At 45.7% G+C, this 24,129-nt stretch carries 19 protein-coding genes; 11 read left to right on the top strand and 8 right to left on the bottom strand.

Annotated features, from left to right (window positions below; genetic code table 11):
• Nucleotides 1-7 precede the first annotated feature (7 nt).
• From ABS362_RS00635 to rnhB, 11 genes are all read left to right on the top strand, one after another.
• A complete protein-coding gene (locus ABS362_RS00635) occupies nt 8-751 on the top strand; it encodes an ABC transporter ATP-binding protein (RefSeq protein ID WP_350410098.1) in 744 nt (247 codons plus the stop codon).
• Nucleotides 735-1,286: a cob(I)yrinic acid a,c-diamide adenosyltransferase gene (locus ABS362_RS00630; protein WP_350410096.1), complete on the top strand. Its 552-nt coding sequence runs from the start codon at nt 735-737 to the stop codon at nt 1,284-1,286. The genes ABS362_RS00635 and ABS362_RS00630 overlap by 17 nt, the downstream gene beginning before the upstream one ends.
• 18 nt (nt 1,287-1,304) lie before the next feature.
• Nucleotides 1,305-2,378, top strand: a complete 1,074-nt coding sequence (locus ABS362_RS00625) for a branched-chain amino acid aminotransferase (RefSeq protein WP_350410095.1) — start codon at nt 1,305-1,307, stop codon at nt 2,376-2,378.
• Nucleotides 2,379-2,481: 103 nt separating this feature from the next.
• Nucleotides 2,482-3,559, top strand: a protein-coding gene (gene prfB, locus ABS362_RS00620) for a peptide chain release factor 2 (protein ID WP_350410094.1) whose coding sequence is annotated in 2 segments (ribosomal slippage) — nt 2,482-2,532 and nt 2,534-3,559 — 1,077 coding nt in all. Because the reading frame shifts where the segments join, the coding sequence is not laid out codon by codon here.
• A 551-nt stretch (nt 3,560-4,110) separates the two neighbouring features.
• A complete protein-coding gene (locus ABS362_RS00615; protein WP_350410093.1) occupies nt 4,111-7,248 on the top strand; it encodes a SusC/RagA family TonB-linked outer membrane protein in 3,138 nt (1,045 codons plus the stop codon).
• Nucleotides 7,249-7,268: 20 nt separating this feature from the next.
• The gene (locus ABS362_RS00610) at nt 7,269-8,741 is read left to right on the top strand and encodes a SusD/RagB family nutrient-binding outer membrane lipoprotein (RefSeq protein ID WP_350410092.1); all 1,473 of its coding nucleotides are present in this window, start codon (nt 7,269-7,271) and stop codon (nt 8,739-8,741) included.
• Nucleotides 8,742-8,764: 23 nt separating this feature from the next.
• Nucleotides 8,765-9,394 carry a DUF5011 domain-containing protein gene (locus tag ABS362_RS00605; protein ID WP_350410091.1) on the top strand — a complete coding sequence of 210 codons (630 nt, stop codon included), beginning with the start codon at nt 8,765-8,767 and terminating at the stop codon, nt 9,392-9,394.
• A 34-nt stretch (nt 9,395-9,428) separates the two neighbouring features.
• Nucleotides 9,429-9,920 (top strand): lipid-binding protein, encoded by a 492-nt coding sequence (locus tag ABS362_RS00600; RefSeq protein WP_350410090.1) that lies wholly within the window; start codon nt 9,429-9,431, stop codon nt 9,918-9,920.
• A gap of 137 nt (nt 9,921-10,057) precedes the next feature.
• Nucleotides 10,058-12,499, top strand: coding sequence for a TonB-dependent receptor (locus ABS362_RS00595; protein WP_350410089.1), 2,442 nt, complete (start codon nt 10,058-10,060; stop codon nt 12,497-12,499).
• 6 nt (nt 12,500-12,505) lie between these two features.
• Complete coding sequence (locus ABS362_RS00590; RefSeq protein ID WP_350410087.1) at nt 12,506-13,564, top strand: DUF4249 domain-containing protein; 1,059 nt, start codon at nt 12,506-12,508, stop codon at nt 13,562-13,564.
• Nucleotides 13,565-13,682: 118 nt separating this feature from the next.
• Nucleotides 13,683-14,279 carry a ribonuclease HII gene (gene rnhB, locus ABS362_RS00585; RefSeq protein WP_350410085.1) on the top strand — a complete coding sequence of 199 codons (597 nt, stop codon included), beginning with the start codon at nt 13,683-13,685 and terminating at the stop codon, nt 14,277-14,279.
• Nucleotides 14,280-14,309: 30 nt separating this feature from the next.
• On the opposite strand, the gene ABS362_RS00580 is transcribed toward rnhB, so the two are convergent.
• From ABS362_RS00580 to ABS362_RS00545, 8 genes are all read right to left on the bottom strand, one after another.
• Nucleotides 14,310-14,744 carry a response regulator gene (locus ABS362_RS00580; RefSeq protein WP_350410083.1) on the bottom strand — a complete coding sequence of 145 codons (435 nt, stop codon included), beginning with the start codon at nt 14,742-14,744 and terminating at the stop codon, nt 14,310-14,312.
• Between the two features lie 58 nt (nt 14,745-14,802).
• Nucleotides 14,803-16,269, bottom strand: coding sequence for a sensor histidine kinase (locus ABS362_RS00575; protein WP_350410082.1), 1,467 nt, complete (start codon nt 16,267-16,269; stop codon nt 14,803-14,805).
• 422 nt (nt 16,270-16,691) lie between these two features.
• The gene (locus tag ABS362_RS00570; RefSeq protein ID WP_350410080.1) at nt 16,692-17,573 is read right to left on the bottom strand and encodes a hypothetical protein; all 882 of its coding nucleotides are present in this window, start codon (nt 17,571-17,573) and stop codon (nt 16,692-16,694) included.
• Between the two features lie 230 nt (nt 17,574-17,803).
• Entirely contained in the window at nt 17,804-18,727 is a 924-nt protein-coding gene (locus ABS362_RS00565; protein WP_350410078.1) for a class I SAM-dependent methyltransferase, read from the bottom strand.
• Between the two features lie 76 nt (nt 18,728-18,803).
• Complete coding sequence (locus ABS362_RS00560; protein WP_350410076.1) at nt 18,804-19,667, bottom strand: DUF2911 domain-containing protein; 864 nt, start codon at nt 19,665-19,667, stop codon at nt 18,804-18,806.
• Between the two features lie 91 nt (nt 19,668-19,758).
• A complete protein-coding gene (locus tag ABS362_RS00555; protein ID WP_350410075.1) occupies nt 19,759-20,280 on the bottom strand; it encodes a hypothetical protein in 522 nt (173 codons plus the stop codon).
• Between the two features lie 137 nt (nt 20,281-20,417).
• Nucleotides 20,418-22,235 carry an ABC transporter ATP-binding protein gene (locus ABS362_RS00550; RefSeq protein ID WP_350410073.1) on the bottom strand — a complete coding sequence of 606 codons (1,818 nt, stop codon included), beginning with the start codon at nt 22,233-22,235 and terminating at the stop codon, nt 20,418-20,420.
• A gap of 372 nt (nt 22,236-22,607) precedes the next feature.
• Entirely contained in the window at nt 22,608-24,080 is a 1,473-nt protein-coding gene (locus tag ABS362_RS00545) for a sodium:solute symporter (protein WP_350410072.1), read from the bottom strand.
• Nucleotides 24,081-24,129: the final 49 nt, after the last annotated feature.

Genomic DNA, 24,129 nt, shown 5'->3' with positions numbered 1-24,129 from the left:
AACCTGTATGAGCATCATCATCGAGACACACCATATTTCTAAAGTATACCGCATGGGTAGCGAAGTCATCAACGCCCTTCAGGATGTATCTATAACTATAGAACGAGGTGAATATGTGGCTTTTATGGGTCCGTCTGGCTCCGGTAAATCTACGCTCATGAACATCATTGGCTGTCTGGATACGCCAACGGGCGGAACTTACATCCTGAACGGTAACGATGTGAGCAACATGACGGATAACGAACTGGCCGAGGTGCGAAACAAAGAGATCGGTTTCGTGTTCCAGACCTTTAACCTGTTGCCGCGCCAGTCGTCGCTGGAGAATGTGGCCTTGCCGTTGATCTATGCGGGTTATAACAAATCGCAGCGCGAAGAACGGGCACAGCAGGCACTGGAAAGCGTAGGACTAGGCAACCGTGGCAAGCATAAACCAAACGAACTATCGGGTGGTCAGCGTCAGCGTGTGGCAATTGCCCGCGCCCTGATAAACGACCCAAGTATTATACTGGCCGATGAGCCAACCGGTAACCTCGATACCAAAACATCCTACGAGATCATGGAGTTGTTCGAGAACCTGCACTCAAAAGGCAACACGATCATTATGGTTACCCACGAAGAAGACATTGCCAAATATGCACACCGTATAGTGCGTCTGCGCGATGGTTTGATTGAATCGGATACTATAAACGAAGATATTGCTGTTGCCGCAAAACTGCGCGAAGCGCACAATATTAATGAAGATATACACTAAAACAGGCGATAAAGGTACTACAGCGCTCATCGGGGGAACCCGCGTGGCAAAATCACATTTGCGTATTGAGGCTTACGGTACCGTCGATGAACTAAATTCCTACATCGGGCTGGTGCGCGACCAGGAAGTGAACGCGTCAAGAGCTGCTATACTGAAAGAAATACAGGACAGGCTGTTTACCATTGGCTCGATGTTGGCTACCGACCCGGGCAAGGATGTGAAAATGGTAACCCCGGACCTGCACCCCGAAGACGTAACCTTACTCGAAAGCGAGATCGATGTCATGAGCGAAGACGTGCCACCCTTACGTGCATTTGTTTTGCCAGGTGGGCATCAGTCTGTGTCGTTTTGCCATGTAGCCCGTTGTGTGTGCCGCCGTGCCGAGCGCTTAGCCATCCGGTTGCAGGAAGAATCCCCGGTCGAAGAACTAGTGATCATTTATTTGAACAGACTTTCGGATTACCTGTTTGCCCTTTGCCGCCGCATGACGTATGAATTGCAGGCCGAAGAGATAACCTGGAAACCTAGAGTCTAATTATTTATTTAGTATACTATGTCTACTGATACCCTAACTATAGCTACACAACCTGTAGCAAAATCCCGAATTTCAGAACTGGATTTCAATAACATCGAGTTTGGTAAGATCTTTTCGGATCACATGCTGGTAGCCGATTATAAGAATGGCGAATGGCAGAACCCGGAGATCGTGCCTTATGGTAACATGTCGCTTAGCCCGGCTACTTCGGCTATCCACTACGGTCAGGCTATTTTCGAGGGCATGAAAGCTTACCGCGGTATAAACGGCGATATCCTGCTTTTCAGACCATACGACAACTATAAACGCCTGAACATTTCGGGAGCACGCATGTGCATGCCGGAGTTGCCGGAAGATATTTTTATGCAGGGCCTGGAGCAGTTGCTTCGTATAGATGCCGCTTGGGTTCCGCCAACAGCAGGCAGTGCCTTGTATATTCGTCCGTTTATTTTTGCTACCGACGATTTTATTGGCGTAAGACCATCTTCTAACTATAGATTTTCAATTTTCTCGTGCCCGGTTGCGTCTTACTACAGCGCTCCGCTGCGTGTAGCCATCGAAACAAAGTATGTGCGCTCCGCAGAGGGTGGCGCGGGATATGCAAAAGCTGCCGGTAACTATGGTGCTGCCATGTACCCGGCACGCCAGATGCAGGAAAAGGGCTACCACCAGCTCATCTGGACCGACCACAAGGAACATAAGTACATCGAAGAATCCGGGACCATGAACGTGATGTTTGTGATCGATGGCGTATTAGTAACTCCGGCGGTTAGCTCTACTATACTTTCAGGTATTACCCGCGACAGCGTACTGACACTGGCCCGCGATATGGGTTACAAAGTAGAGGAGCGTCGTGTTTCTGTTGATGAAATAGTAGCTGCGCACAAAGCAGGTAAACTGCAGGAAGCATTTGGTACAGGCACAGCCGCAACTATAGCCCAGATCGCAACTATAAACTATAACGGCGAAGACCTGGAACTACCAGCTGTAGAAGATCGTGAGATATCGAATAAAGTAGCTGAAACGCTGGATAACATTAAAACCGGCCAGGCACCGGACCCTTATAACTGGGTGCAGAAGATCAACTTATAAAAACATAAAGTAACGCTAGATGCTGAAGTATGACCGCGGAGGTTAATGCTTCAGCATCTTGTTGTTTTAAATACAGTATAGTAAAAGTATAAACTATAAAACGATGACCGCAGAGCAGGTAAAGGATTTAAAGGCGCGCGTAGAAGCCTTGAGGAGGTATCTTTGACTACGATAATAAGAAACAGGAAGTAGCCACTATAGAAGAACAAACTACCGCACCGGATTTCTGGGACAACCCTAAAGAAGCTGAAAAAGTGCTGAAGGAAGTAAAGGCTGTTAAAGTCTGGACTGAGCATTACGAGGAGGTAGAAAAGAAATATAACGACTTCGAAACGCTGTTTGATTTTTACAAGGAAGGCGACGTTACCGAAGAAGAGATACAGGAAGAAGCCAAAGCGACGACTGAAGCTATAGAAGGGCTGGAGTTTAAGCGCATGCTTAGTTCCGAAGAGGACCAGTTGAGTGCTATAGTTGAGATTAACCCAGGCGCAGGCGGCACCGAAAGCCAGGACTGGGCCGAGATGCTGATGCGCATGTACATTATGTGGGCCGAATCGCACAACTTTAGTGTAAAGCAGCTTAATTACCAGGCAGGCGACGGTGCAGGCATCAAATCCGCAACCCTCGAAATTACCGGCGACTTTGCTTATGGTTACCTGAAATCTGAAATAGGCGTGCACCGTCTGGTTCGTATCTCACCTTTCGATTCGGGTGGGCGACGCCATACCTCGTTTGCTTCTGTATATGCTTACCCTGTAGTAGATGATACGATAAACATTGAAGTGAACATGGGCGATATAGAGTGGGATACCTTCCGCTCGGGTGGTGCCGGTGGCCAGAACGTGAACAAAGTAGAAACTGCTGTCCGCCTGAAGCACAAGCCAACCGGAATCGTGATTGAGTGCCAGATCGAGCGTTCGCAGCTCATGAACAAGGAGCACGCCCTGCGCATGCTTCGCTCCAGGTTATACCAGATAGAGGTGGAGAAGCGCAACGAAGAACGCGACCGCATCGAAAGCACCAAAAAGAAGATCGACTTTGGATCGCAGATACGCAACTATGTTTTGCACCCATATAAGTTGGTGAAAGATGTCAGAACAGGTGTGGAGCGCACCGATGTACAGAATGTTCTGGACGGCGACCTCGACGAATATATTAAAGCCTACCTGATGCAAAACTAGAGCGTCTGAAACTATAGTTTAAAAGCCGGCATAGTTACTTAGGTAAGTAAGCCGGCTTTTTTGTTTGTCTTATGAGTCGGCAAAATATAGTTTAAAAGGCTAACCACTATATTATCATATAACAATAGATAAAGTAAGAAATAAATTAATTTACACATGCTATAGTTCAATGGAAGGCATTCTCACAAAAAATGCCTGTTGTAACACCTGTTTTGAGAAATGTGCTAAATTGACTTTGGCCTTTCGTACCAAAAATTGTAGGATAAACCCTTATAAACTGGCTATTCATCTATTTTATGCCAAGAAATTAGTTTAAAGCAAGATAGAATTTACTTCTATTCGTATAATATCTATTAAATATAATGCCTCCCCTCTACTTCAGTACAAACCTTTCGGGTTGCAATTCAATGCAACTGCCTCTATCGTAGGTTTCAGATTCTGAAAGCAATAATCGCTTCTCATGTAAACGCCTTGGCGCTAATTTTTAGCCGAAGCTGTTTAACTCGTGTTTACTGTTTTTCGCTCCGTTACTAAACTTACTATGAAGGCAAATGAAAAAACTATTACTACTGAGTCTTGCTATGCTGCTCACCCTAACTCAAGAGGCGTTTGCACAAGGCAGGACGGTTACCGGTACAGTTACTGACCAGGCAACCGGCCAAGCCCTTCCGGGAGTAGCTGTGATAGTTCAAGGCACCACCGTTGGTACATCTACTAACGTTGATGGTGGCTATACTATTAATGTTCCCGCGGGTGGCACCGCTCTCCAGTTCCGATACATCGGATATGAAACCGTTACAAGAGAAATCGGCAATGCAACAACTATAGATGTGGCCCTTGGGGTTGATGCACAGCAACTGCAGGAAGTAGTTGTAACTGCCCTAGGCCGTGAAGAAGAAGAACGAACTCTTGGCTATGCAACCCAACAGGTAGGCTCCGAGAGCCTTACCCAGGGCCGTGAGCGAAGTGTGGCAAACGCGCTGCAGGGTAAGGTAGCTGGTGTAAATATCCAGAGCCAGGGCGGCGGTCCGGGTTCTTCTACCCGCGTGGTTATTCGTGGTGCCAAGTCTATTTCGCAAAGCAACCAGGCATTGTTTGTTATAGATGGCATACCTGTAGATAACAGCAGCAGTGGCACTGGCGATAACCTGAACAACGGTGTTGATGTAGGTAACCGCGCCAACGACATTAACCCCGATGATATTGAATCAATAAACATCCTGAAAGGACCAGCAGCCGCTGCACTATATGGTGCCCGCGCAGCCAACGGTGTTATCATGATCACGACGAAATCGGGCAGAGGCGCTACCAAAAAAGCGGAAATTAACTTTGTGTCGTCTTATACTGTAGAAGATGTGCTGCGTTATCCGAAACTTCAGAACCGGTATGGCCAGGGCTTTTTCGGTTCTCCTGACTTGTTAGAGAACACCAGCTGGGGACCGGTTTTTACCGGCGAGCTCAGAACCTGGGGACAGATCGTGAATGGCCAGCAACGCTTTAAACCATATTCTGCATTAGAAGATAACATTAAAGAGTTCTTTGAATATGGCTCTACCTTTACCAACACAGCCTCTCTGTCAGGTGCTGCCGAGAATGCCACCTACTACGCATCTTACTCCAATACCCAGCAGGAAGGCGTGGTGCCAACCACAGAGTATGAGCGCCATTCGATATCTGTAAAAGGTACTACCAAACTGGTCAATAAATTTAACTCAACTGTTTCGCTGACCTACACGAAGTCTGGAGGTGATTTTGCCATGACAGGGCAGGGAAACTCCGTGTTTAACCAGCTTATTCAGACGCCCCGCGATATTCCGGTACGTGAGCTGGAAGACCTGTCGAACCCGTTTAACGATGAAGCTGGTTTTTACTCTCCTTATACTATAAATCCATACTGGTCATTACAGAACCAAACATTCGAGAACGACGTGGACCGACTGTTTGGTAACATTACGCTGGGGTATGATATCCTGGAAGATCTGAATGTAACATACCGCATCGGTACTGACTTCTACACAGACCGTCGCAAACAGTTTATGGCGATTCGGGATGTGGAAGGACAGAACGAAGCAAACAACGACAACGGTATGTATTCGGAAAGACAGGTCTATTACAGGGAAATAAACTCAGACCTGATTCTTACTTACACCAGGAACCTGACAGAAGAACTGACCCTGGACGTGCTGGTTGGTAACAACATAAACCAACGCGTAAACGACGACTTGACAGCTACCGCAGATGCACTGGCAAACAATGAGTTTAAGTCATTAAGTAATATAGTTGGTACACCACTTACCGCAAGTTTCCGTGATATAAGAAGGCTGGTAGGTGTTTACGGATCTGCAAAAATAGGCTTCCGCGATTACCTGTGGCTGGAACTGACAGGCCGTAACGACTGGTCTTCAACGCTGCCTCTAGAAGATAACAGTTTCTTCTATCCGTCTGTAAACGTAGCTTTTGACGTAGCAAATGCCTTTGGCCTGGCCGAAAACTCACCGGTTAACTTTGCCAAGATAAGAGCAAACTATGCTAACGTGGGTAACGATGCTCTGCCATTTAGTACACGCTCCATTTTCGTGTCGGGTAACATCGCAGATGGCTTTGCAGGTACAGATCTGAACTTCCCGTTTGACGGCATACCTGGTTTTGAAGTTAGCAACGTAATAGGTAATACACAACTGGAGCCGGAAAATACAAGTTCCTGGGAAATTGGAGCAGATGTACGCCTGATCAACGAGAGGCTACGATTTGATGTGGCTTATTACGATTCCAAGTCTACTGATCAGATCATAAACGTGCCACTTTCTTATGCTACTGGTTTTGGTTCTGCTTTCCTGAACGCAGCCACTGTCAGAAATAAAGGCGTTGAATTGTTGGTAGGCGGTATTCCGTTCGAGACAAATGATTTTAGCTGGGACCTGAGCGTAAACTTCACTAAAAATGATAACACTGTAGAAGATGTTTTCGGTGAAAATGAGATCTCACTTGGTGGTCTGGCATCAGCGGCGCTGGTTATTTCAGAAGGCAGGCCGTATGGCTCGTTTAAAGCGGAAGATTACCTCCGCGACCCCGAAGGCCGTATAGTTGTAAATGCATCAACTGGCCGGCCACGTACAGCTCCGGAGCAAACCTACCAGGGCAGCATACAACCCGACTGGAGTGGTGGTCTTGTAAACACAATTACTTATAAGGGTGCGCGCCTGGCTGTAGTTTTTGATACCAAACAAGGTGGCAAAATGTACTCCAGAACAAGAGGCACACAGCGCTTTGCAGGTACAGCTCCTGAAACCATATTTAATGACCGCCAGCCTTACATTATCCCAAATTCTGTTGTGGAGATCGGTACTTCCGGTGAGTATGAAGAGAACACCACACCGCTTACCAACGATAACCTGTACGACTACTGGGGTAACCTGCCGGAAGGTACTAATATTATAGATGCCTCTTTCACCAAGCTAAGAGAAGTGAGTCTGTCTTATAAGCTGCCTCAGACTATAGTTGACAGAACCTTCTTCGGAAACATTGAGGTTGGTGTGTCTGGCCGTAACCTGCTCCTGTGGACTCCGGACGAAAACACATACATAGATCCGGAAATGAACAGTTTTGGTAACGGTAACCTGCAAGGGTACGACTTTAGCAGTACGCCAAGTACACGCTCGTGGGGTGCTAACATAAGAGTCACATTTTAAGATACCTGAAGACAGAAATCATGAAAAATATATATAAATACTTGCTCGCAACAGTGTTAGCCTCTTTTGCAGGTCTAACTTCCTGCGATGACTTCCTGGATGTGAACGATGACCCTAATAACCCGCCTACCTCCACACCGGAACTAACCTTACCGGCAGGAGAGGGGGAGCTGGCTTATGTATTAGGCAACCAGTTTCAGTTTCTGGGCAACTTTTTTGCACAGCACTGGACCCAGGCCGGCGCCGCTAACCAGTACTGCGACCTCGAACTATACCAGATCACTTCATCAGATTATGATGCACGTGTGTGGGGCGAACTATATGCTGGTGCGCTGAATGATTTCAGGTTTGTAAGCAACCAGGCTACTACCAATGGCCAAACAAACTATGCGGCTATAGGCGAGATAATGGAAGCATACACGCTACAGGTAATAACTGATGCCTGGGGCGATGTGCCTGCGTCAGCGTCGCTGCAGGGGCTCGAGAACCTGAACCCGGAATACGAAGAACAGGAAGTGATATATGACAACCTGATCACGATGCTGGACTCAGCTATTATGCTTATTGATATGGATGCCCCTTCACCCGGAGACGATGACCTGGTCTTTAATGGAGACATGGAACTATGGATGAAGTTTGCAAATACACTGAAATTAAAGGTTTATCTGCGCCAGGCGTATGTAAGGCCGGCAGTAGCCCAGGCAGGTATACAGGAACTATATGCCGAAGGTGCAGAATTCCTGGAGATGGGAGAAACAGCCGACATAGAGTTTGCTGACCAGACCCAGAACCGCAATCCTTTTTACCAGACACAGGTTGTGTTCAGAGGTGGTGTAGACGTCGTGGCCAGTAGTACAATCCTGGATTATCTGCAGGAAACAGCAGATCCACGAATAAACGAGTTCTTCTCCCCGGCGCAGGCAGGAGCCAACGCAGGTAGCTTTGTAGGTGTGGACCAAGGCGTAGAATGTACACCTGACCGTAGCGGCGCCCAGGCAAACACTGTTTCTAAGCCCGGCCCTGCAGTGGCAAGTCCTACGTCAGCAGTACCGTACATAACAGCCGCCGAGAGTTATTTTCTTCAGGCAGAAGCAGTAGCACGTGGCTGGACAGGTGGCGTGGGCGATGCAAGCGAACTATATGCACAAGGTATAAGAGCATCTTTCGACTATGTTGGGGAGGATGTAGCAGCTGTAACTGCATTTTTACAGCAGCCAGATGTGGCATATGCTGGCGGTACGGTTGAGGAGCAGGTAGAGCAGATAATTACGCAGAAATGGGTCTCTTTTAGTGGCGTGCAGGGTTTTGAAGCCTGGACAGAGTACAGAAGAACCGGTTATCCAGACTTTATTGAGCCTTCAGCGGCTTCCACACTTGGTGCAGACATTATTCCGAAGCGCTTGCTTTATCCAAATACCGAGTCGGTGCGCAATACAAACTATCCGGGCCTGGTAGAGATCGACGTGCCTGTTTGGTGGGATGTGAAGGATTAAGATAAACCTTACTTTTTGAAGAGATGAAAAATATAAATAGAATCATTGCAACAGTCACCAGCATACTATTGGCTTTTACCATGGTAGCCTGCGAGAAAGACGATGAAACGGCAAATATTTCCAGGGTTACCACCTATGCTGAATTTGACATGAGTGGAGATCAGTTTGTATCCTTAGTACAGGGCGAAACCTTTACAGACCCGGGCGTAACGGCCCTGGAAGGCGAAACTGAACTGGATGTTACAGCAACAGGAACGGTTGATACAAGCACTCCCGGGGTATACGTGATCACTTATTCAGCTGTTAACTCCGATAACTTTCCGGGTACTATAACCAGAACTGTAGCTGTGCTGCCTGAGCCGGAGCAGGAAGGTGTAAACATTGCCGGAACCTATGTACGAAACGGTGTGACCTCTACTGTAACCAAACTTGCGCCCGGCTTTTACCTGATGTCCAATATTTACGGATCACCATTAATTGCTGCCTATATTATAACAACTAATGGGACAGACCTCTCACTTCCAGAAGCTACTTTAAGCCCTTATGGACCACTGTTTGGTACTGGAACATTAAATAATGGAGTAATGAGACTTGTATTTTCTTTACCAGTTCAAGGAATTGCAAATAGAGAGCGGATATGGGAACGGCAGTAAAAAGTAATTGTAACACAACTTTATTTAAATTAAGATGAGACAGAAATATACCTACATACTGATACTGTTCCTGACACTTGGATTTGTATCTGCCTGCGATGACGATGATGACGTTGAGATCGGTTACACAGCGACCTACCCGCTATCAGGAGACTGGACGGTAACACTTAGTTTAGAAACTGCTCCAGGACAATTCGAACCATTGGCAGATCACTTAGAGCTGTTGATTTATAACACATCAGAGAATGTGCCTACCGAAGTATGGATTGACGATCATGGTAACATAGATGATTTTAAAGTAAAGACACCTTCAGATGCACGTGCCCGAACTTTTGGTGGAAGCAGTTTAACAAATGAAAATGGTGATAACCAGATATCTATAGCTAACGGTCAAGTGTTTTTAGATGCCGTACGTGTAAATGAAATATTGCGTGATAGTATTTACTTTCAGTTATCGTTTAGCGACGATACAACACCTGGCACAGTTTACCATGTCTATGGGCACAGGAGCACAGGTTTTGAATAGAGCACGAACCTTATGGTGAAATGTAAAAGACAGGTTAAGTCAGCCTGTCTTTTTCTTGCTCCACTCTTTGCCTTCGGGGTAAGGCTTTTCAGTTATCTCTCAACTATAGTTTTTATAATTTGTGTTTATTGGTGCACATGAAGCAGCATTTACTCAGGTTTGCCTTTATAGTTCTGGTGTGTCTGCTGTCGTTGTGCGTGCAAACCAGCTTTGGCTGTATTTTATCTGGTTCAAAAGCGAACTTTTATAGCCAGTCCGGTGCCCAGCTTTTACAGGATAGTAGAATTATAGTTAGCGGAAAGGTTAGCGATGCCAGAACAGGAGAAGCTATAGTTGGCGCCAGCGTTTACCTCGAAAATACGAATACTGGAACTTCTACTGATGGCAGCGGGAACTATAAACTAACTTTAAAAGCAGGCAGTAATACGCTTGTTATCTCTTATTTAGGCTATCAAAAACAGACAAAAGCCTTTACCAGTCAAAACGATGTTACACTTAATGTACAGTTAAGCAGCACATCCGTCACCTTAACGGAAGTAGGCGTAACAGGCGGCAAGCAACCCGATGCGAATATCAGAGACGTGCAGAGCGGCATTTCCAGTATCGATATCAAAACTATAAAAACGACTCCTGCCTTTATGGGAGAGGCCGATGTAGTGAAAAGCATAAAGTTGTTGCCCGGCGTTAGCTCTGTGGGAGAAGCAGCAACAGGCTTTAACGTGCGGGGCGGAAGTACAGACCAGAACCTGGTGTTGCTGGACGATGCTCCGATATTTAATTCGTCGCACTTGTTTGGTTTCTTTTCAGTGTTTAACCCGGATGCTGTGGAGAGTGTAACCTTGTACCGGGGCAGCGTTCCGGCGCAATTCGGAGGGCGTATCTCATCGGTGCTGGATGTAAAGCAGCGGGAGGGCGACCGGCAAGACTATATTGTTACCGGTGGCGTAGGATTAGTGTCAGGGAGGCTGGCAGTGGAAGGGCCTATAGTTAGAGAAAAAAGCTCGTTTATAGTTGTGGGCAGGGCGTCTTACTCCGACTGGCTGCTGCAAAAAATGCCCGATATAACTATCCGTAACAGCAGTGCCTCTTTTTATGATCTTTCGGCAAAAGTAAGCCACACGTTCAATGGCAAAAGCAAAGTTTCGTTAAACGGTTATCGCAGCTACGACCAGTTCGGTTTTTCGGGTGACACGCTTTATAACTGGAACACAAATGCAGCAACACTAAAGTATACCTATCTTTTCAGTGATAATTTTTGGGTAGATGTTACCGGAGTTTATACCGACTACAATTTTAAAGTAAACGCTAAAGAACCTGTTACCGCATCAGAATACAGTAACGGCATACAGTTAAAAAACATAAAAGCTGATTTTGCTTTAGCGGGTGGCAGGCACCAGGTAAATTTTGGCGCATCGGTTACAGCGTATGACCTGCAACAGGGGAAACTGGAGCCGACAACTGCCGAATCTGAAGTGGTGCCGGTGCAGTTGCAACAGGAACATGCCCTGGAAAGTGCTGTTTACTGGAACAACGAAGTGAAAGTATCATCGAAGCTGTCGTTTATGTACGGCATCCGTTACTCGTTGTATTCTACCTTAGGGGCAGCTGATGTATATGTTTACGAGCCGGATAGCCCCAAAAAGGACCGTACTATAACACACACATTGAACTATAGCAGCGGCGAAATCATCGAAACGTATCACGGGCCGGAACCACGCTTGTCGTTAAACTATACTATAAATGATAGAAGTGCTGTAAAACTGGCATACAACCGCAGCAGGCAATACCTGCACCTCATTTCTAACACAACATCCGTATCCCCGACGGATATCTGGAAAAGCAGCAACCGGTACATAAAACCACTGATCGGTGACCAGCTAAGTCTTGGCTATTTCAGAAACTTTGCCCAAAACACTATAGAGGCCTCAGTTGAAGGATATTACAAGCAGCTGGAAAACATATTAGACTATAAGAACGGCGCAAACCTTTACCTCAACAGTACTTTAGAAGCCGACCTGCTCTCCGGCAAGGGCAGAGCCTATGGTGTAGAGGCAAGTATAAATAAAGTGAGCGGGCGCCTAACCGGTTGGGCAAACTATACTTACGCACGAACCGAGGTTTCTATAAAAGGGCCCACTCCGGAAGAAACTATAAACCAGGGAAATTATTATCCCGCCAGTTACGACAAGCCCCACACCCTGAACATCGTTAGCAGTTACAAGCTAAAAGTGCGGATGACCTTATCTGCCAATTTTACTTATAGTACAGGCCGCCCTATTACAGCACCCGTTGCCCATTATGTTATAGATGACTATGTAGTGCCTGATTTTGGAGAACGTAACCAATATCGCATCCCTGATTATCATCGCCTGGACTTGTCGCTGTCCATACTTGCGAACAAAGCAAAGCAGAAACGCTGGGAAGGAACCTGGAACTTGTCAGTGTACAATGTGTATGGCCGCAACAATCCCTATTCAGTCTTTTTTAAACAAGTGTACGGCTCGCCGCCACGGGCTTATCAATTGGCGGTGGTTGGAGCGGCAATTCCATCTATTTCCTACGACTTTAAATTCAGGTAACGACGCATGAGAAGAGGATACACCACGATCATAGTTTGTATGTTGGCATTAGTTGTTAACAGCTGTATAGACCCACTGGAACTGGAAATTGATGATAGAACCTGGAAGTTGGTTGTAGATGGCATGATAACAAATGAGCCCGGGCCATACACCGTTCGCCTGAGCAGGAGCAAACGCTACTCCTCTTACACCGATAGTTGGAATGCCGTTGAAACCGGTGCCAGGGTTATAGTTTCGGATGATAAAGGCAACGAGGAAACACTTACAGAAACTAAACCGGGAACTTACCTGACCAGCGTTGCCGGAATACAAGGGCAGATAGGGAACACCTATAGTTTGAGCATCCGTACGAAAGATGGAAAGCAATACACCTCATCCCCGGAAACCCTATTGCCTGTACCCGAAATGGATGATCTCTATTTTGAGGTGCGCCCGGTGCAGGTCTTAAACGAATCGGATGTAGAAAGAACGGAGTATGTAGTTGATGTTTTTGTTGATATTCAGGACCCGGCTGAGGCTAGGAATTACTATCTGTGGCAATGGCAATCTACTTTCAGGGTTAGCACGCAGCCCTGGGACTATAGTGAAAAGGTAGGAAATGTGCGCGTACCTATGCCAAAAGACTGCTGCGAAATTTGCTGGGTAACAAACACAACCAACACCGTAAATATTCAGGATGACCGTCTGTTGAACGGGGCAAACATAAAGCGACATCTTGTTACAAGTATTCCGGTAACAGCGCAGCATTTTGGCACTAAATATTACCTGGAGGTGAAACAGTTCTCTCTGTCTGAGGCTGGCTACGACTTCTGGCGCATTCTTAAATCGCAGATCGAGAACGGAGGGAGCATACAAGATACGCCGCCTGCTACAATTATAGGTAACATCACTAACCTTAACAACCCTGACGAAAGAGCGCTCGGATTTTTTGGAGCATCGGCTGTTTCAAAAAGTGCAATTTTTATCAGGCGTGAAGAACTAGGTGTAAGAATAGCAGAATATGTCTTTCCGGACGACTGTCGTGTACTTTCCAAAAGCACCACAGAAGTTCCGGCTTTCTGGTAACAGCTATGTTTTTTAGCTACTTTTATCTGGCTATAGTTTATAGTTGTTGTGCTAACAGGCAGGAGCTTTTTTTAGTAGTTTTGTGTTGCAGGCAAATAAGAAAATACGTTTTTAGTTTATGTTACTTTCAACCTTTAGCGGTACTCTTCTGGAAGCAGGTATAGATGAAGCGGGTCGTGGCTGTTTGGCCGGGCCTGTAGTGGCAGCGGCAGTTATTCTGCCTCCCAACTATAAACACCTATTACTGAACGACTCTAAACAGCTTAATAAAAAGCAGCGTGAACTCCTGCGAAAGGATGTGTTGCAGGATGCAGTTGCTTGGGCAGTAGGAGAGGCATCGCCGCTGGAAATTGATGAGATAAATATACTACAGGCTACTTACCTGGCCATGCACCGGGCAATTACCGGTTTAACCCACACAGCAGAGTACCTTATAGTTGATGGAAACCGGTTTAAACCTTACGGCGCTGTGCCACATAGTTGCATTATAAAAGGAGACGGGAAGTATTTATCTATAGCGGCGGCATCGGTGTTGGCTAAAACCCACCGCGATGACCTGATGGAGCAGCTGGCTTTAGAACATACAATGTATGGCTGGGAACAGAACGCGGGTTACCCCACAGCAGCGCACCGCAAAGCCATTGCCACCTACGGGCCTACCAACCACCACCGCCACTCGTTTACGCTGCTGCCTGCACCGCTAAGTGCAGTATAAGCAGCCGGTAACTATAGTTTGTTTTTGGTATTACTTTAGTTTTATCAGGTCCAGGAAAAGACTGAAGCTATCCAGCGACGACAGGTTGTTGTCGAAGTTCTCGAACGACAGTGGCTTTAAGATATAACCGGATACCTGTAACTTCTGGGCGGCCATACGGTCTGTTTCTTCATTAGACGTGGTCATGATAAAAACAGGAATATGACTGAATTCAGGGTCGTGACGCAATTCTGTTAAAAATTCCATGCCATTCATTTTCGGCATGTTTATATCCAGCAGTATAACTTTAGGTGCAGGGGAAATTCTTGGCACACCCTCACCACGCAGCATTTTTAAAGCCTCGCGGCCATTACGTGCTACATGCAGGGGTTGTGTTAATCCAATTTTTTTAAGCTCTCGCTCTACATTCATAATATCCAGGTAGTCGTCTTCTACTAAAAGGATATTTAATATTTTTTCACTCATTATTAATGATGTAAATAGGGTGCTTTGATACAAAAATAGGAAATCTTACTGGTAACTTCTACTTTTTAGGCCAGGTAAATGTAAAAGTAGAGCCATTTCCGGGTGATGAATCGATCCGGATGGTGCCGCCCTGCCACTCAACAATCTTCTTAACGATGGCCAGGCCCACTCCAGTACTTTCCATGGCATCTCTTTCCTGTAATGTTTGAAAAATTACAAAAATGCGCTCATGATAATCTTTATCTATGCCCGGGCCGTTGTCAGAAACCGAGAACGTATGAAACTCTTCGCCTTCCTGGTAACCTATAGTTATGTGGCCCTCCTGCTTATCGTTGTACTTTACTGCATTACTTATCAGGTTCGAGAAAACCTGCTGCAGCTGTATACGGGGGGTAAATAGAACAGGAAGATTATCCGGTATAGTTATATCAAAATTAGGCGGTAATGAAAGCAGGTCTACCGTTTCCACCAACAGGTCATGCACTGCTACTTCTTCCTCTATCAGGCTGGTACGGCCAATGCGGGCCAGTGCCAGAATACCATTGATCAGGTTTTCCATGCGGTGTACCCTGGCGCGCATCATCACCAGGTATTCTCTTACATTGTCAGGCAGGCTACGGCCCATGTCTTCTTCTACCCAGCGCGAGGCTACTTCAATACCACGCAAGGGTGCTTTAAGGTCATGCGACACCACGTAGGCGAACTGGTCAAGCTCTCTGTTCTTCCGGTCAAGCTCCGAGAACGTATCATCAATGGTGTTGGCCATCACGTTAAGCGAGCGCGAAAGCATACTCAGCTCATCGTTGGCTGTATCAACTATCTGGGTCTTATATTCTCCTTTCGATATCTTATCAGCCAGGTTAACCATAATCATGATACGCCCGGTAATAAGGCGGGTAATATAGTAGGCCCAGCCCAATCCCAATATAACCGAAATTATAGTTAGTATCGTAGATACCTGCCGTGTGTTTTCTATACTGCTGGTTAGTCGGCCCAAACGGTCTTCGCGCACTTTATACTCGAATGCATTAAAATCCTTAAACTCAACACGCAGCGAGTCCATCAGTGTTTTCTCGCCCATCAGCAGACTATCTACATCAGCAGTAATATCGGTTATAGTGCTATCGGCAAGGTCAGCCCTAGTAATTTCGATCAGTGGCTCGGCATAGTTGTCTTCCCATCGCTGCTGCATGCCTATAATAGTCTTTAATTTTTGGGTCTGCTCTGCGGTAAAAGTGGTGTAATCAGACAGATCTTTAAAAAGCTCTGGCATCTGTACTTTTGCCTGTGTGTAAGGTATCAGGAAAGTTTCGTTACCATTCAGCAAAAAGCCCCTGATACCGGTTTCCATATCAATAATGTTACGTTGCAAAGCCGCAGAGTTACGCACCACCTCCTGTGAGCGTGTTACCCATTGTGAGTTTGCATTTACATCTTCCGAGAGCCGGAAGTTAACTATAGCCACAGCTGTGAACAGTGCCGAGATGAGCAGGAACCCGACAAACAGCTTTACAGATAATTTCATGTAAGAGATTTACTTTCTGCGTAATGTCTGATAATCAGTAGTATAGCAACCCTGAAAATGGATGCTGGAAAGGCTGCTGAACAAATATAAGAATTATAGGATAGAATTTTCTGAGGCCGTGAGGCCCTGAAGGTGTGCAGAAAGCGGAAATTTATGGTAAAGGTTCGGGTAGAAATGCATGATCTTGTTTGGTTTGGCTAAAAACAGTGTCCGTTAAGTACGAGCTTTTAGGTTTGGGGTTACAGTGGTAGTTAAAATAAATTGGATCTTTTTTAACTATAAAAGATAAGTCCAGACAAAACTATAGTTGTGTCTGGACTCGCTGTAAACCCTAGTTGCCTTAATAGCTTTGTAACTTACTATCTCTCAGTATCTTTTAATAACTACCTTTCTATAATCTGGGCAAAAGTAAATCTGCTTGATTAGTTGTGGAATTCATACTCATATCGGAGTTCTGAGTCTAATGTAAACTCACCATTATAATAACTTTCGATAGAATCATATACCACAATAGTTGTTAGTAACCCTTGTTTGTCATAGTGATAGATGTTCTTATAGGTTACATGGATTATAGTTTCATCACCAAAAGTACTGGAATGTTGCGTCAGTTTTTCGGTTATCTTGTTTGCTGCATCATAAGTATAAGTTGAAACAGCTATTGTTGAACTGCCATGAGGACGAGTAAATGTCTTACGGGTTAGATTGTTATGAGCATCAAACTCCCACTCGTATGTCCCTTTATAAGGGGAATCACCAGTAATAAGCTCTTTAATCTTATTACCTCGGGTATCATAGGTATAGGCATGTACTATGGGTTCTTTGCTAAATGGGTATTCATAGTGCAGCATTTTGCTTGGTTGTTCGTCTGTTGTGTACTCATACCTGTACTTATCTAGAACGTCGTAGCTACCGTTGTATAGGAAATAATAGTCATAACCACTTTGGCGGCCATTTGCATACAAGTAGTTGTTATAGGAATTATAAGTAGGGTAGTCAGACCTTAATACCTCCTTTTTAATAAGCAGCTTATTTTCGTATGTATTGTTCTCCGTAAACAGAGGGTTGTTAATGTCTGACATAACATAACTTTTTCGATATTGCTTCTTCAGAAGCAACCCATCCGCATCATACACTTCCTTAGACCAGATTACTCTCCAGTTATCAACTAGTTTGCCTTCTCCATTATACTGGTGCAGATAAGAAGTAACACTTTTAATTTTTGGTAAGGGAGTAGGGTCGTCTGATTTACTGCAACCCGTAAGAATAAATAAAGCAAGCAATACTGATGCAAGTAATGTTTTCATAATAAATAGTAAAAGTTTGGCTATAAGCTCTTGACGATTGTCGCGTAAAACTAATATTAAACTTACAATATATTATGAAAGGTCGCAATAAGTTAATGTCAGTGAAACTTATAAGATTGATCAGAAATATGAATGTAATAGTTAGTTATCTAAAGATATGTCCCGATTCAAACACCGTGGATTATAAAGATTTATAATCTTATAAACTGCACTATAGCTGAGCTACAAACTTACCTTGGTTTCTGGGCTGCAACTATATACACCAGGCTACCACCCGCCGACACATATTCCTCGTTCAGCAGTTTCTGTTTCATGGTTATTTTGTTGTAGAGCAGTCTTTCCCAGTAGGCGTCAAATTTAGCCTTGTCGCCGCCGCCGGCCATGTAGTAGTTCAGGTTGTCCTGGTAATCGTAGCCCATGGCTTCGGTCTCTATCCACTGCATCATCTGCTCCACGCGTAATATCTTTTCCTGGGTATCGTAGGGTGGTATAATAGAAAGCGCTTTATCCGAGATCCAGACTTTAATATCGCGCAGGCCGGCTTTCAGGAACAGGTCCGGAACTACATCGCCCAGCGAGTTAAAGCCTTCGCCCAAGTTCTTTTTGCCTTTCTCTATGCGCAGCTTTATTTCCAGCACATCCAGCATGCCTTCCACGTTAAAATCGGTTTCGCCGTAGCGGTCGAACATCAGGTTGGGTACCAGGTTATTGGGCTCCAGGGCAACTACCCAGGCACCCGGTTTGGTTACCCGTATCATTTCCTGGATAACGCGCTGCGGATTTTTAACATGTATCAGTAAGGTCTGGCAAAGGGTAATGTCGGCAATATTATCGGGCAAAGGAATGTCGGTAGCGTTGCCTACGCTGAATTTATAGTTGATCTCGTTGTGGCCGAACTGGCTGTGCGCGCGCTGCTGTGCCTCGGCAATATAACCGGGCTCATAATCTACGCCTATCACGTTGCTGCCATCCGGCATGTACTTCGAGAACTTAAAGCCCATCATGCCTTTGCCGCAGCCAATATCAACTAAGGTCTGGCAATAGGGCAGGTGCAGGCGCTGGGCCAGCAGTTCCAGGTAATCGTCGTTCCACCAGTATTCGCGGGCCGGACCCAGGTGTTCTTCAGAATGTTGTTTTTCGTCTTGCTCTCTCAACTATAGGTTAGGTTAAATATAAAAAAATAAGCCCCTGACAAGGCAGAGGCTTATAGTTTGATCTATAAAACAGGTATTACTTCATTTTTTTCCACTCTGCAATGGCCTGTTCATTCATACGTACATACTCCGCGTTGTTTTCTTTTTTCGCCAGTTCTATAGACTGTTCAGCAGTTTTAATAGCACCTTTATAGTCCTTCAGCTGTGCCTGTATCTTGGCCTGTGTGTGCAGGTTCCAGAATTTGGCATCTTTCGCATTCGCTTTTTTGATCCAATCCAGTGCCTGCTTCATGTCCTTGTTAGCACCCATGTAATACGATGCAGCTGCGGCATACATATTCGGTGACACGTCTTTACCGTTCACCACTTTCTCTTGTATCTGGGCCATTACTTTGCTGTCTACATCTGTTGTAATGGTAAAGCTGGCGATTTCCTTACCCCAAAGAAGCTCAACATCAGCACTGTTGTTTTTCAGGTTAGCAAAGTTAATAGTAAAGGTTTCTATAGTTCGTGGATTGGTTTGCGGCTTTACCACAAAGCGAAGCTGATCGTTCGCTTTGTCATACTTTGCATCGTTGTTGCCCCATAGTTCTTTGTTTTTGTGCAGGATCACGGTCCACTCGTTCTGCGCCGGAATGGTCATCAGCACATATTCGCCGGCAGGCACTTTGTTGCCTTGTATGGTTATGTCGTCGTTAAACTTGATCAGGGTCGGGCTGTTAGCACCTGTTCTCCACATTTCGCCATAGGTCACTACATCTTTGCCAAACTTACGGCCTTTCAGCGATGGACGCGAGTAGGAAATGGAAACATCTGTTAGGCCTACTTTCTGGGTGACAGATGCCGCAGGACTTGCAGCAGGAATGTTGATCTGGGCGACAGCATTTGTGCCTACTAACAGGGCGGCAGAAAGTGCCAGGCCGATAAGTGTCTTTTTCATAAGTTTATCCTTTAATAGAGGTTTATAGTTTGCTACGTGAAGTTACTTAAATTTTTAATGGCTGTAAACTATAGTTTGCTGCAGCTAAAGTTTACCAGCTATGGCCAATGCTTAACCCAAAACGAGGTATCAGTCCTAAATTGCCTGTTTTCTCATCTCTACCTTCCGGCGAAATAAACGGTGTAAGCCCTGCCCGCACCAGCAAGCCACCTTTTGGTACCTGGTACCTGAACCCTAAACGGCCAAAATACATGTTTTGCAACAACTCCGGGGCATCGGTAAAGCGCTTGGTATAACCCAGCCCAAACTCGAAATGGTTACGGGCTTTACCAACCATAGCGTAAGCTTCTATCGGCACTATCGGGTACACGCCGGGCTCTTCTTCCATAAAAAACAGGTTGGTACCCAGGCCTGCTCTTAATCCACCTTTCCAGGCTCCCTGCTGGTACAGAATATGGTCGATGTTTACAGAATAACTGTCGGAGTTACCTGCTACCTCCAGGTAAAGCGAAAGCTTAGCCCGAATGTTTTGAGCATACTCCTGCCCATGAACTAAAAACGGGAATTGAAGCAGCAGGACAACTATAAAAGGGCGAAAAAGTTTGAAATACATTTAAGAAGCGGCTAAACGTTGGCTATAGGTGTGAATTTGCATCGAACATACGAAAAATATAATATTAAGTATGCCAGAGAATAAAAAAACCTGCCGGGGAAGCTCCGGCAGGTTTTCAGGGAATCAATAAGTAAGGGTTAGCTGAGCTCAAACTGAAGTCTGAGCAGGTTGGCGTAAATGCCGTTGTCGTTTGTAGAAAGCTGCTCATGCGAGCCCTCTTCCACAATTTCGCCACCATCTATCACCAATATCTTATCTGCTTTACGTATAGTTGCCAGGCGGTGCGCAATGATGATAGTGGTCCGGTCTCTCATCAACACATCCATGGCCTGCTGCACCAGTTGCTCTGATTCTGAGTCCAATGAGCTGGTTGCCTCATCCAGTATAAGGATGGCAGGGTTCTTTAGTATTGCCCGGGCAATGGCAACACGCTGGCGCTGCCCACCCGATAGTTTTATGCCACGCTCTCCAACCAGAGTATCCAACCCTTCCGGGAACGACTCGATAAAGTTGTAGGCGTTGGCTTTTTTAGCAGCTTCTATTATCTCCGCTTCCGTAGCTTCCGGACGGCCATAGGCAATGTTCTCTTTTATAGATCCGCCAAACAGCAATACTTCCTGCGGAACGATACCAATATTGCCACGCAGTGTGGTCAGGTCCATGTCGCGAAGGTCTTTGCCATCTACAGTAATGCTGCCACCCTGCACATCGTAAAAGCGCATCAGGAGTTGTATTATAGTTGACTTACCGGCACCACTTGGACCAACTACAGCTACTTTTTCGCCGGCTCTAGCTTCAAAACTGATATTCTTCAGCACTTGTATATCCGGGCGGGTAGGGTACGAGAAAGCTACGTTTTGATAAGTAATGTTGCCCTGCACACGTGGTACCTGGCTTAAAGCACGAAGGCTCTTGTCGGTTGGTTCTTCCTGTTCCTGTAGTATCTCTAAAATTCGTTCTGTTGCTCCTAATGCCGATTGAACCTTACCGTATAGTTCGCCCAATCCACCAACAGATGCCCCGATAAAGGCCGTGTACAACACAAACGAAACCAGGTCACCCTGGTTAATATCGCCATTTGCAACCAGCGTAGCACCGTACCAGATAACGAGAATGATACCGCCGAAAAGGCCGATGATGATGAAGGAAATAAAAGCGCCGCGATAGTTTGCTGTAGTTATAGCTGTTTTAACTGCTTTTGCCAGGGTGGTGCGGTAGCGGTTTACCTCGAACATCTCGTTCGTGAAAGCCTTTACCGTATTTATTGCCTGCAGCGTTTCTTCAACTATAACATTGGTATTTGCGAGCTCATCCTGCGTTTTTTTAGAGAGCGTTTTAATTCTGCGGCCAAAGACCATCGCCAGCACTATAAGCACCGGAAAAGTAGCCAGCATAAACAACGATAGCTTTATGGAGGTCCACATGATGATGATAACACCAACTATAAGCGTAGTAGACTGCCTGAAAAGCTCTGCCAGCGTAATGGACATGGCATCCTGTACCTGGGCTACATCGGTGGTAATGCGGCTGGTAATTTCTCCTACACGGCGTTTCTCATAAAAGGAGATCGGCAACTGCATAAATTTGCTGTAGAGGTCTCTGCGGATATCGGCAACAGCATTCTCACTTACCTGGGCAAAAAAGTACACTCTGAAAAACGAGAAAATACCCTGCAGCAAAATGACACCAAACAGCCCCATGGCTATCACGTTGATATTAGTCAGGATGCCGGTTGAGTTGCCCGTTGCAGAATCGAAAAGCTGGCCTACCAGGTACGGAAAGGCCATAAACGTAAGGCTGGAAAATAGCAGAAACGCTAAACCAACTATAAATTTGAATTTGTAAGGTAATACGTAGCTGAAAATACGGAGTCCGCGTTGAAAGCTTTCCTTTGTGATCTTCTTTCGTTCTTCGCCGTCCTGCGCTCCTGTTTGCCCGAATCCGCGTTTTGCCATTAATGTACTGTGCGTTACTTAATTTTTGAACAGCTCCTATAGTTAGGTAGCCGGAAGGGTTTTAAATTGATACCTGTTGCCCAGGCTTAAAGTTACCCAATTTACAATCGTGCAAAGGTAAGCAATAAAGCGTAATTTATAGTTTAGGAGTTTTTAGAGTTTAGGAGGGGGAGAGTTTGGGAGTTAGAGATTGATCTTATCAGCTTACGTATGTCATCCCCCTGCCCCCTTCAAAGGGACAATCAGCTATGCCTAATTCAAAACTATAGTTTTACATTAGCAGATAAAGTCCCCCTTTGAAGGGGGCAGGGGGATGATTACTCCAGGAGGATAATTTATGAAACTCTCTAACTCCTAAACTCTTTAACTAATTTAAGCTTGCTCCTGTGCCAGTTCCAGGTCGTCAGTTTTGCCGGATGATATGGCGAATAAGCCCGCAAATGTCAGGAAGCCGTTCAGGATCAGTACTTCAAAGCCAAACTCGTAACCATATAACCACTCTACAGAATTGTAACTGATTATGTAAGTCAGTATTGGGGCTACTACGCAGATTACAGGCACATATTTGTCGCGGATGGCGCGCTTGGTGTAGAGTCCGAAGGTGTAAAGTCCCAGTAGCGGCCCATAGGTATAGCCTGCCACCTTAAATACCGCCGTTATCACACTTTCAGAATTTAGCCTGTGGAAAGCGATAATTACCAGTACCATCACGATGGAAATACCGAAGTGTACAATGTAGCGCAAACGCACACGCTCATGCTCCGAACGCTCACTAAAGTTCAGGAAATCGACGCAAAACGAGGTAGTTAAGGCTGTAAGAGCAGAGTCGGCGGATGCATAGGTGATAGCGATAATACCCAGGATGAACACAATGCCCAGGAAGGGTGTGAAGTGGTTAAGTGCCAGGAACGGGTATACATCGTCGCCTTTGGCAGGCAGATTTATGCCTTTAGAGTTAGCGTAAATGTAAAGCAAGGCACCCAGTGTCAGGAAAAGCAGATTTACGACCACGAGGATGATGCTGAACCAGAACATGTTTTTCTGAGCTTCGCCGATGTTCTTGCAACTCAGGTTCTTCTGCATCATGTCCTGGTCCAGTCCGGTCATAACAATGGCTATAAAAGCACCGGAGAAGAACTGTTTCAGGAAGTATTTACTGTCTTTCACATCCCAGAAAAATACCTGAGAGTACTTACTGGTCTGTACGCTGTCAATCAATCCCTGGAAACCCATGTTCAGTTCATCCGAGATCAACCAGATGGTAGTTACAACGGCAATCAGCATGGCCGTGGTCTGGAAAGTATCGGTCCAGATAATAGTTTTCATGCCACCCCGGAAAGTATAGACCCAGATCAGCGCGATCGTTATCATCACCGAAACAGAGAATGGTACACCAAGCTCATCAAACACCGCTAACTGCAACACTCCCGCCACCAGAAACAATCGGATAGAAGCCCCCAGCGTACGCGAAAGCATAAAAAAGGCAGCCCCCGTTTTATAAGACCAGTACCCGAAGCGCTGCTCGAGGTAAGTATAGATGGATACTAAATTTAACCTATAGTACAGCGGCATCAGCACCGTAGCGATCACAAAATAACCCAGCAGATAACCCAGCACCAACTGCAGGTAAGAGAATTGCGCGTTTTGCACCATCCCCGGAATAGAGACAAAGGTTACCCCCGAAAGCGAAGTACCGATCATACCAAAAGCAACGATGTACCATGGCGACTGTCGGTTTGCCAGGAAAAAAGTATCGGAGTCGGTGTTCTTACTCGTAAACCAGGAAATAGTGATCAGAACAAGAAAGTAACCTATGATGAGGCTGATAATTAGGGTAGAAGACATAACGCTGTCTGTTGGTTAGGTGTAAACCACAAATATAGCAAAAGTATAA

Source organism: Pontibacter populi (assembly GCF_040278685.1).
Classification (GTDB): Bacteria; Bacteroidota; Bacteroidia; order Cytophagales; family Hymenobacteraceae; genus Pontibacter; species Pontibacter populi.
The sequence above is the reverse complement of the archived record's forward strand: the minus strand, read 5'-3'. Positions and strand labels throughout refer to the sequence as shown.

Excerpts from the sequence above, each read along its gene's own strand:
- ABS362_RS00635 (WP_350410098.1), top strand. The coding sequence starts at position 8 with ATGAGCATCATCATCGAGACACACCATATTTCTAAAGTATACCGCATG.
- ABS362_RS00630 (WP_350410096.1), top strand. The coding sequence starts at position 735 with ATGAAGATATACACTAAAACAGGCGATAAAGGTACTACAGCGCTCATC.
- ABS362_RS00625 (WP_350410095.1), top strand. The coding sequence starts at position 1,305 with ATGTCTACTGATACCCTAACTATAGCTACACAACCTGTAGCAAAATCC.
- ABS362_RS00615 (WP_350410093.1), top strand. The coding sequence starts at position 4,111 with ATGAAAAAACTATTACTACTGAGTCTTGCTATGCTGCTCACCCTAACT.
- ABS362_RS00610 (WP_350410092.1), top strand. The coding sequence starts at position 7,269 with ATGAAAAATATATATAAATACTTGCTCGCAACAGTGTTAGCCTCTTTT.
- ABS362_RS00605 (WP_350410091.1), top strand. The coding sequence starts at position 8,765 with ATGAAAAATATAAATAGAATCATTGCAACAGTCACCAGCATACTATTG.
- ABS362_RS00600 (WP_350410090.1), top strand. The coding sequence starts at position 9,429 with ATGAGACAGAAATATACCTACATACTGATACTGTTCCTGACACTTGGA.
- ABS362_RS00595 (WP_350410089.1), top strand. The coding sequence starts at position 10,058 with ATGAAGCAGCATTTACTCAGGTTTGCCTTTATAGTTCTGGTGTGTCTG.
- ABS362_RS00590 (WP_350410087.1), top strand. The coding sequence starts at position 12,506 with ATGAGAAGAGGATACACCACGATCATAGTTTGTATGTTGGCATTAGTT.
- rnhB (WP_350410085.1), top strand. The coding sequence starts at position 13,683 with ATGTTACTTTCAACCTTTAGCGGTACTCTTCTGGAAGCAGGTATAGAT.
- ABS362_RS00580 (WP_350410083.1), bottom strand. The coding sequence starts at position 14,744 with ATGAGTGAAAAAATATTAAATATCCTTTTAGTAGAAGACGACTACCTG.
- ABS362_RS00575 (WP_350410082.1), bottom strand. The coding sequence starts at position 16,269 with ATGAAATTATCTGTAAAGCTGTTTGTCGGGTTCCTGCTCATCTCGGCA.
- ABS362_RS00570 (WP_350410080.1), bottom strand. The coding sequence starts at position 17,573 with ATGAAAACATTACTTGCATCAGTATTGCTTGCTTTATTTATTCTTACG.
- ABS362_RS00560 (WP_350410076.1), bottom strand. The coding sequence starts at position 19,667 with ATGAAAAAGACACTTATCGGCCTGGCACTTTCTGCCGCCCTGTTAGTA.
- ABS362_RS00555 (WP_350410075.1), bottom strand. The coding sequence starts at position 20,280 with ATGTATTTCAAACTTTTTCGCCCTTTTATAGTTGTCCTGCTGCTTCAA.
- ABS362_RS00550 (WP_350410073.1), bottom strand. The coding sequence starts at position 22,235 with ATGGCAAAACGCGGATTCGGGCAAACAGGAGCGCAGGACGGCGAAGAA.
- ABS362_RS00545 (WP_350410072.1), bottom strand. The coding sequence starts at position 24,080 with ATGTCTTCTACCCTAATTATCAGCCTCATCATAGGTTACTTTCTTGTT.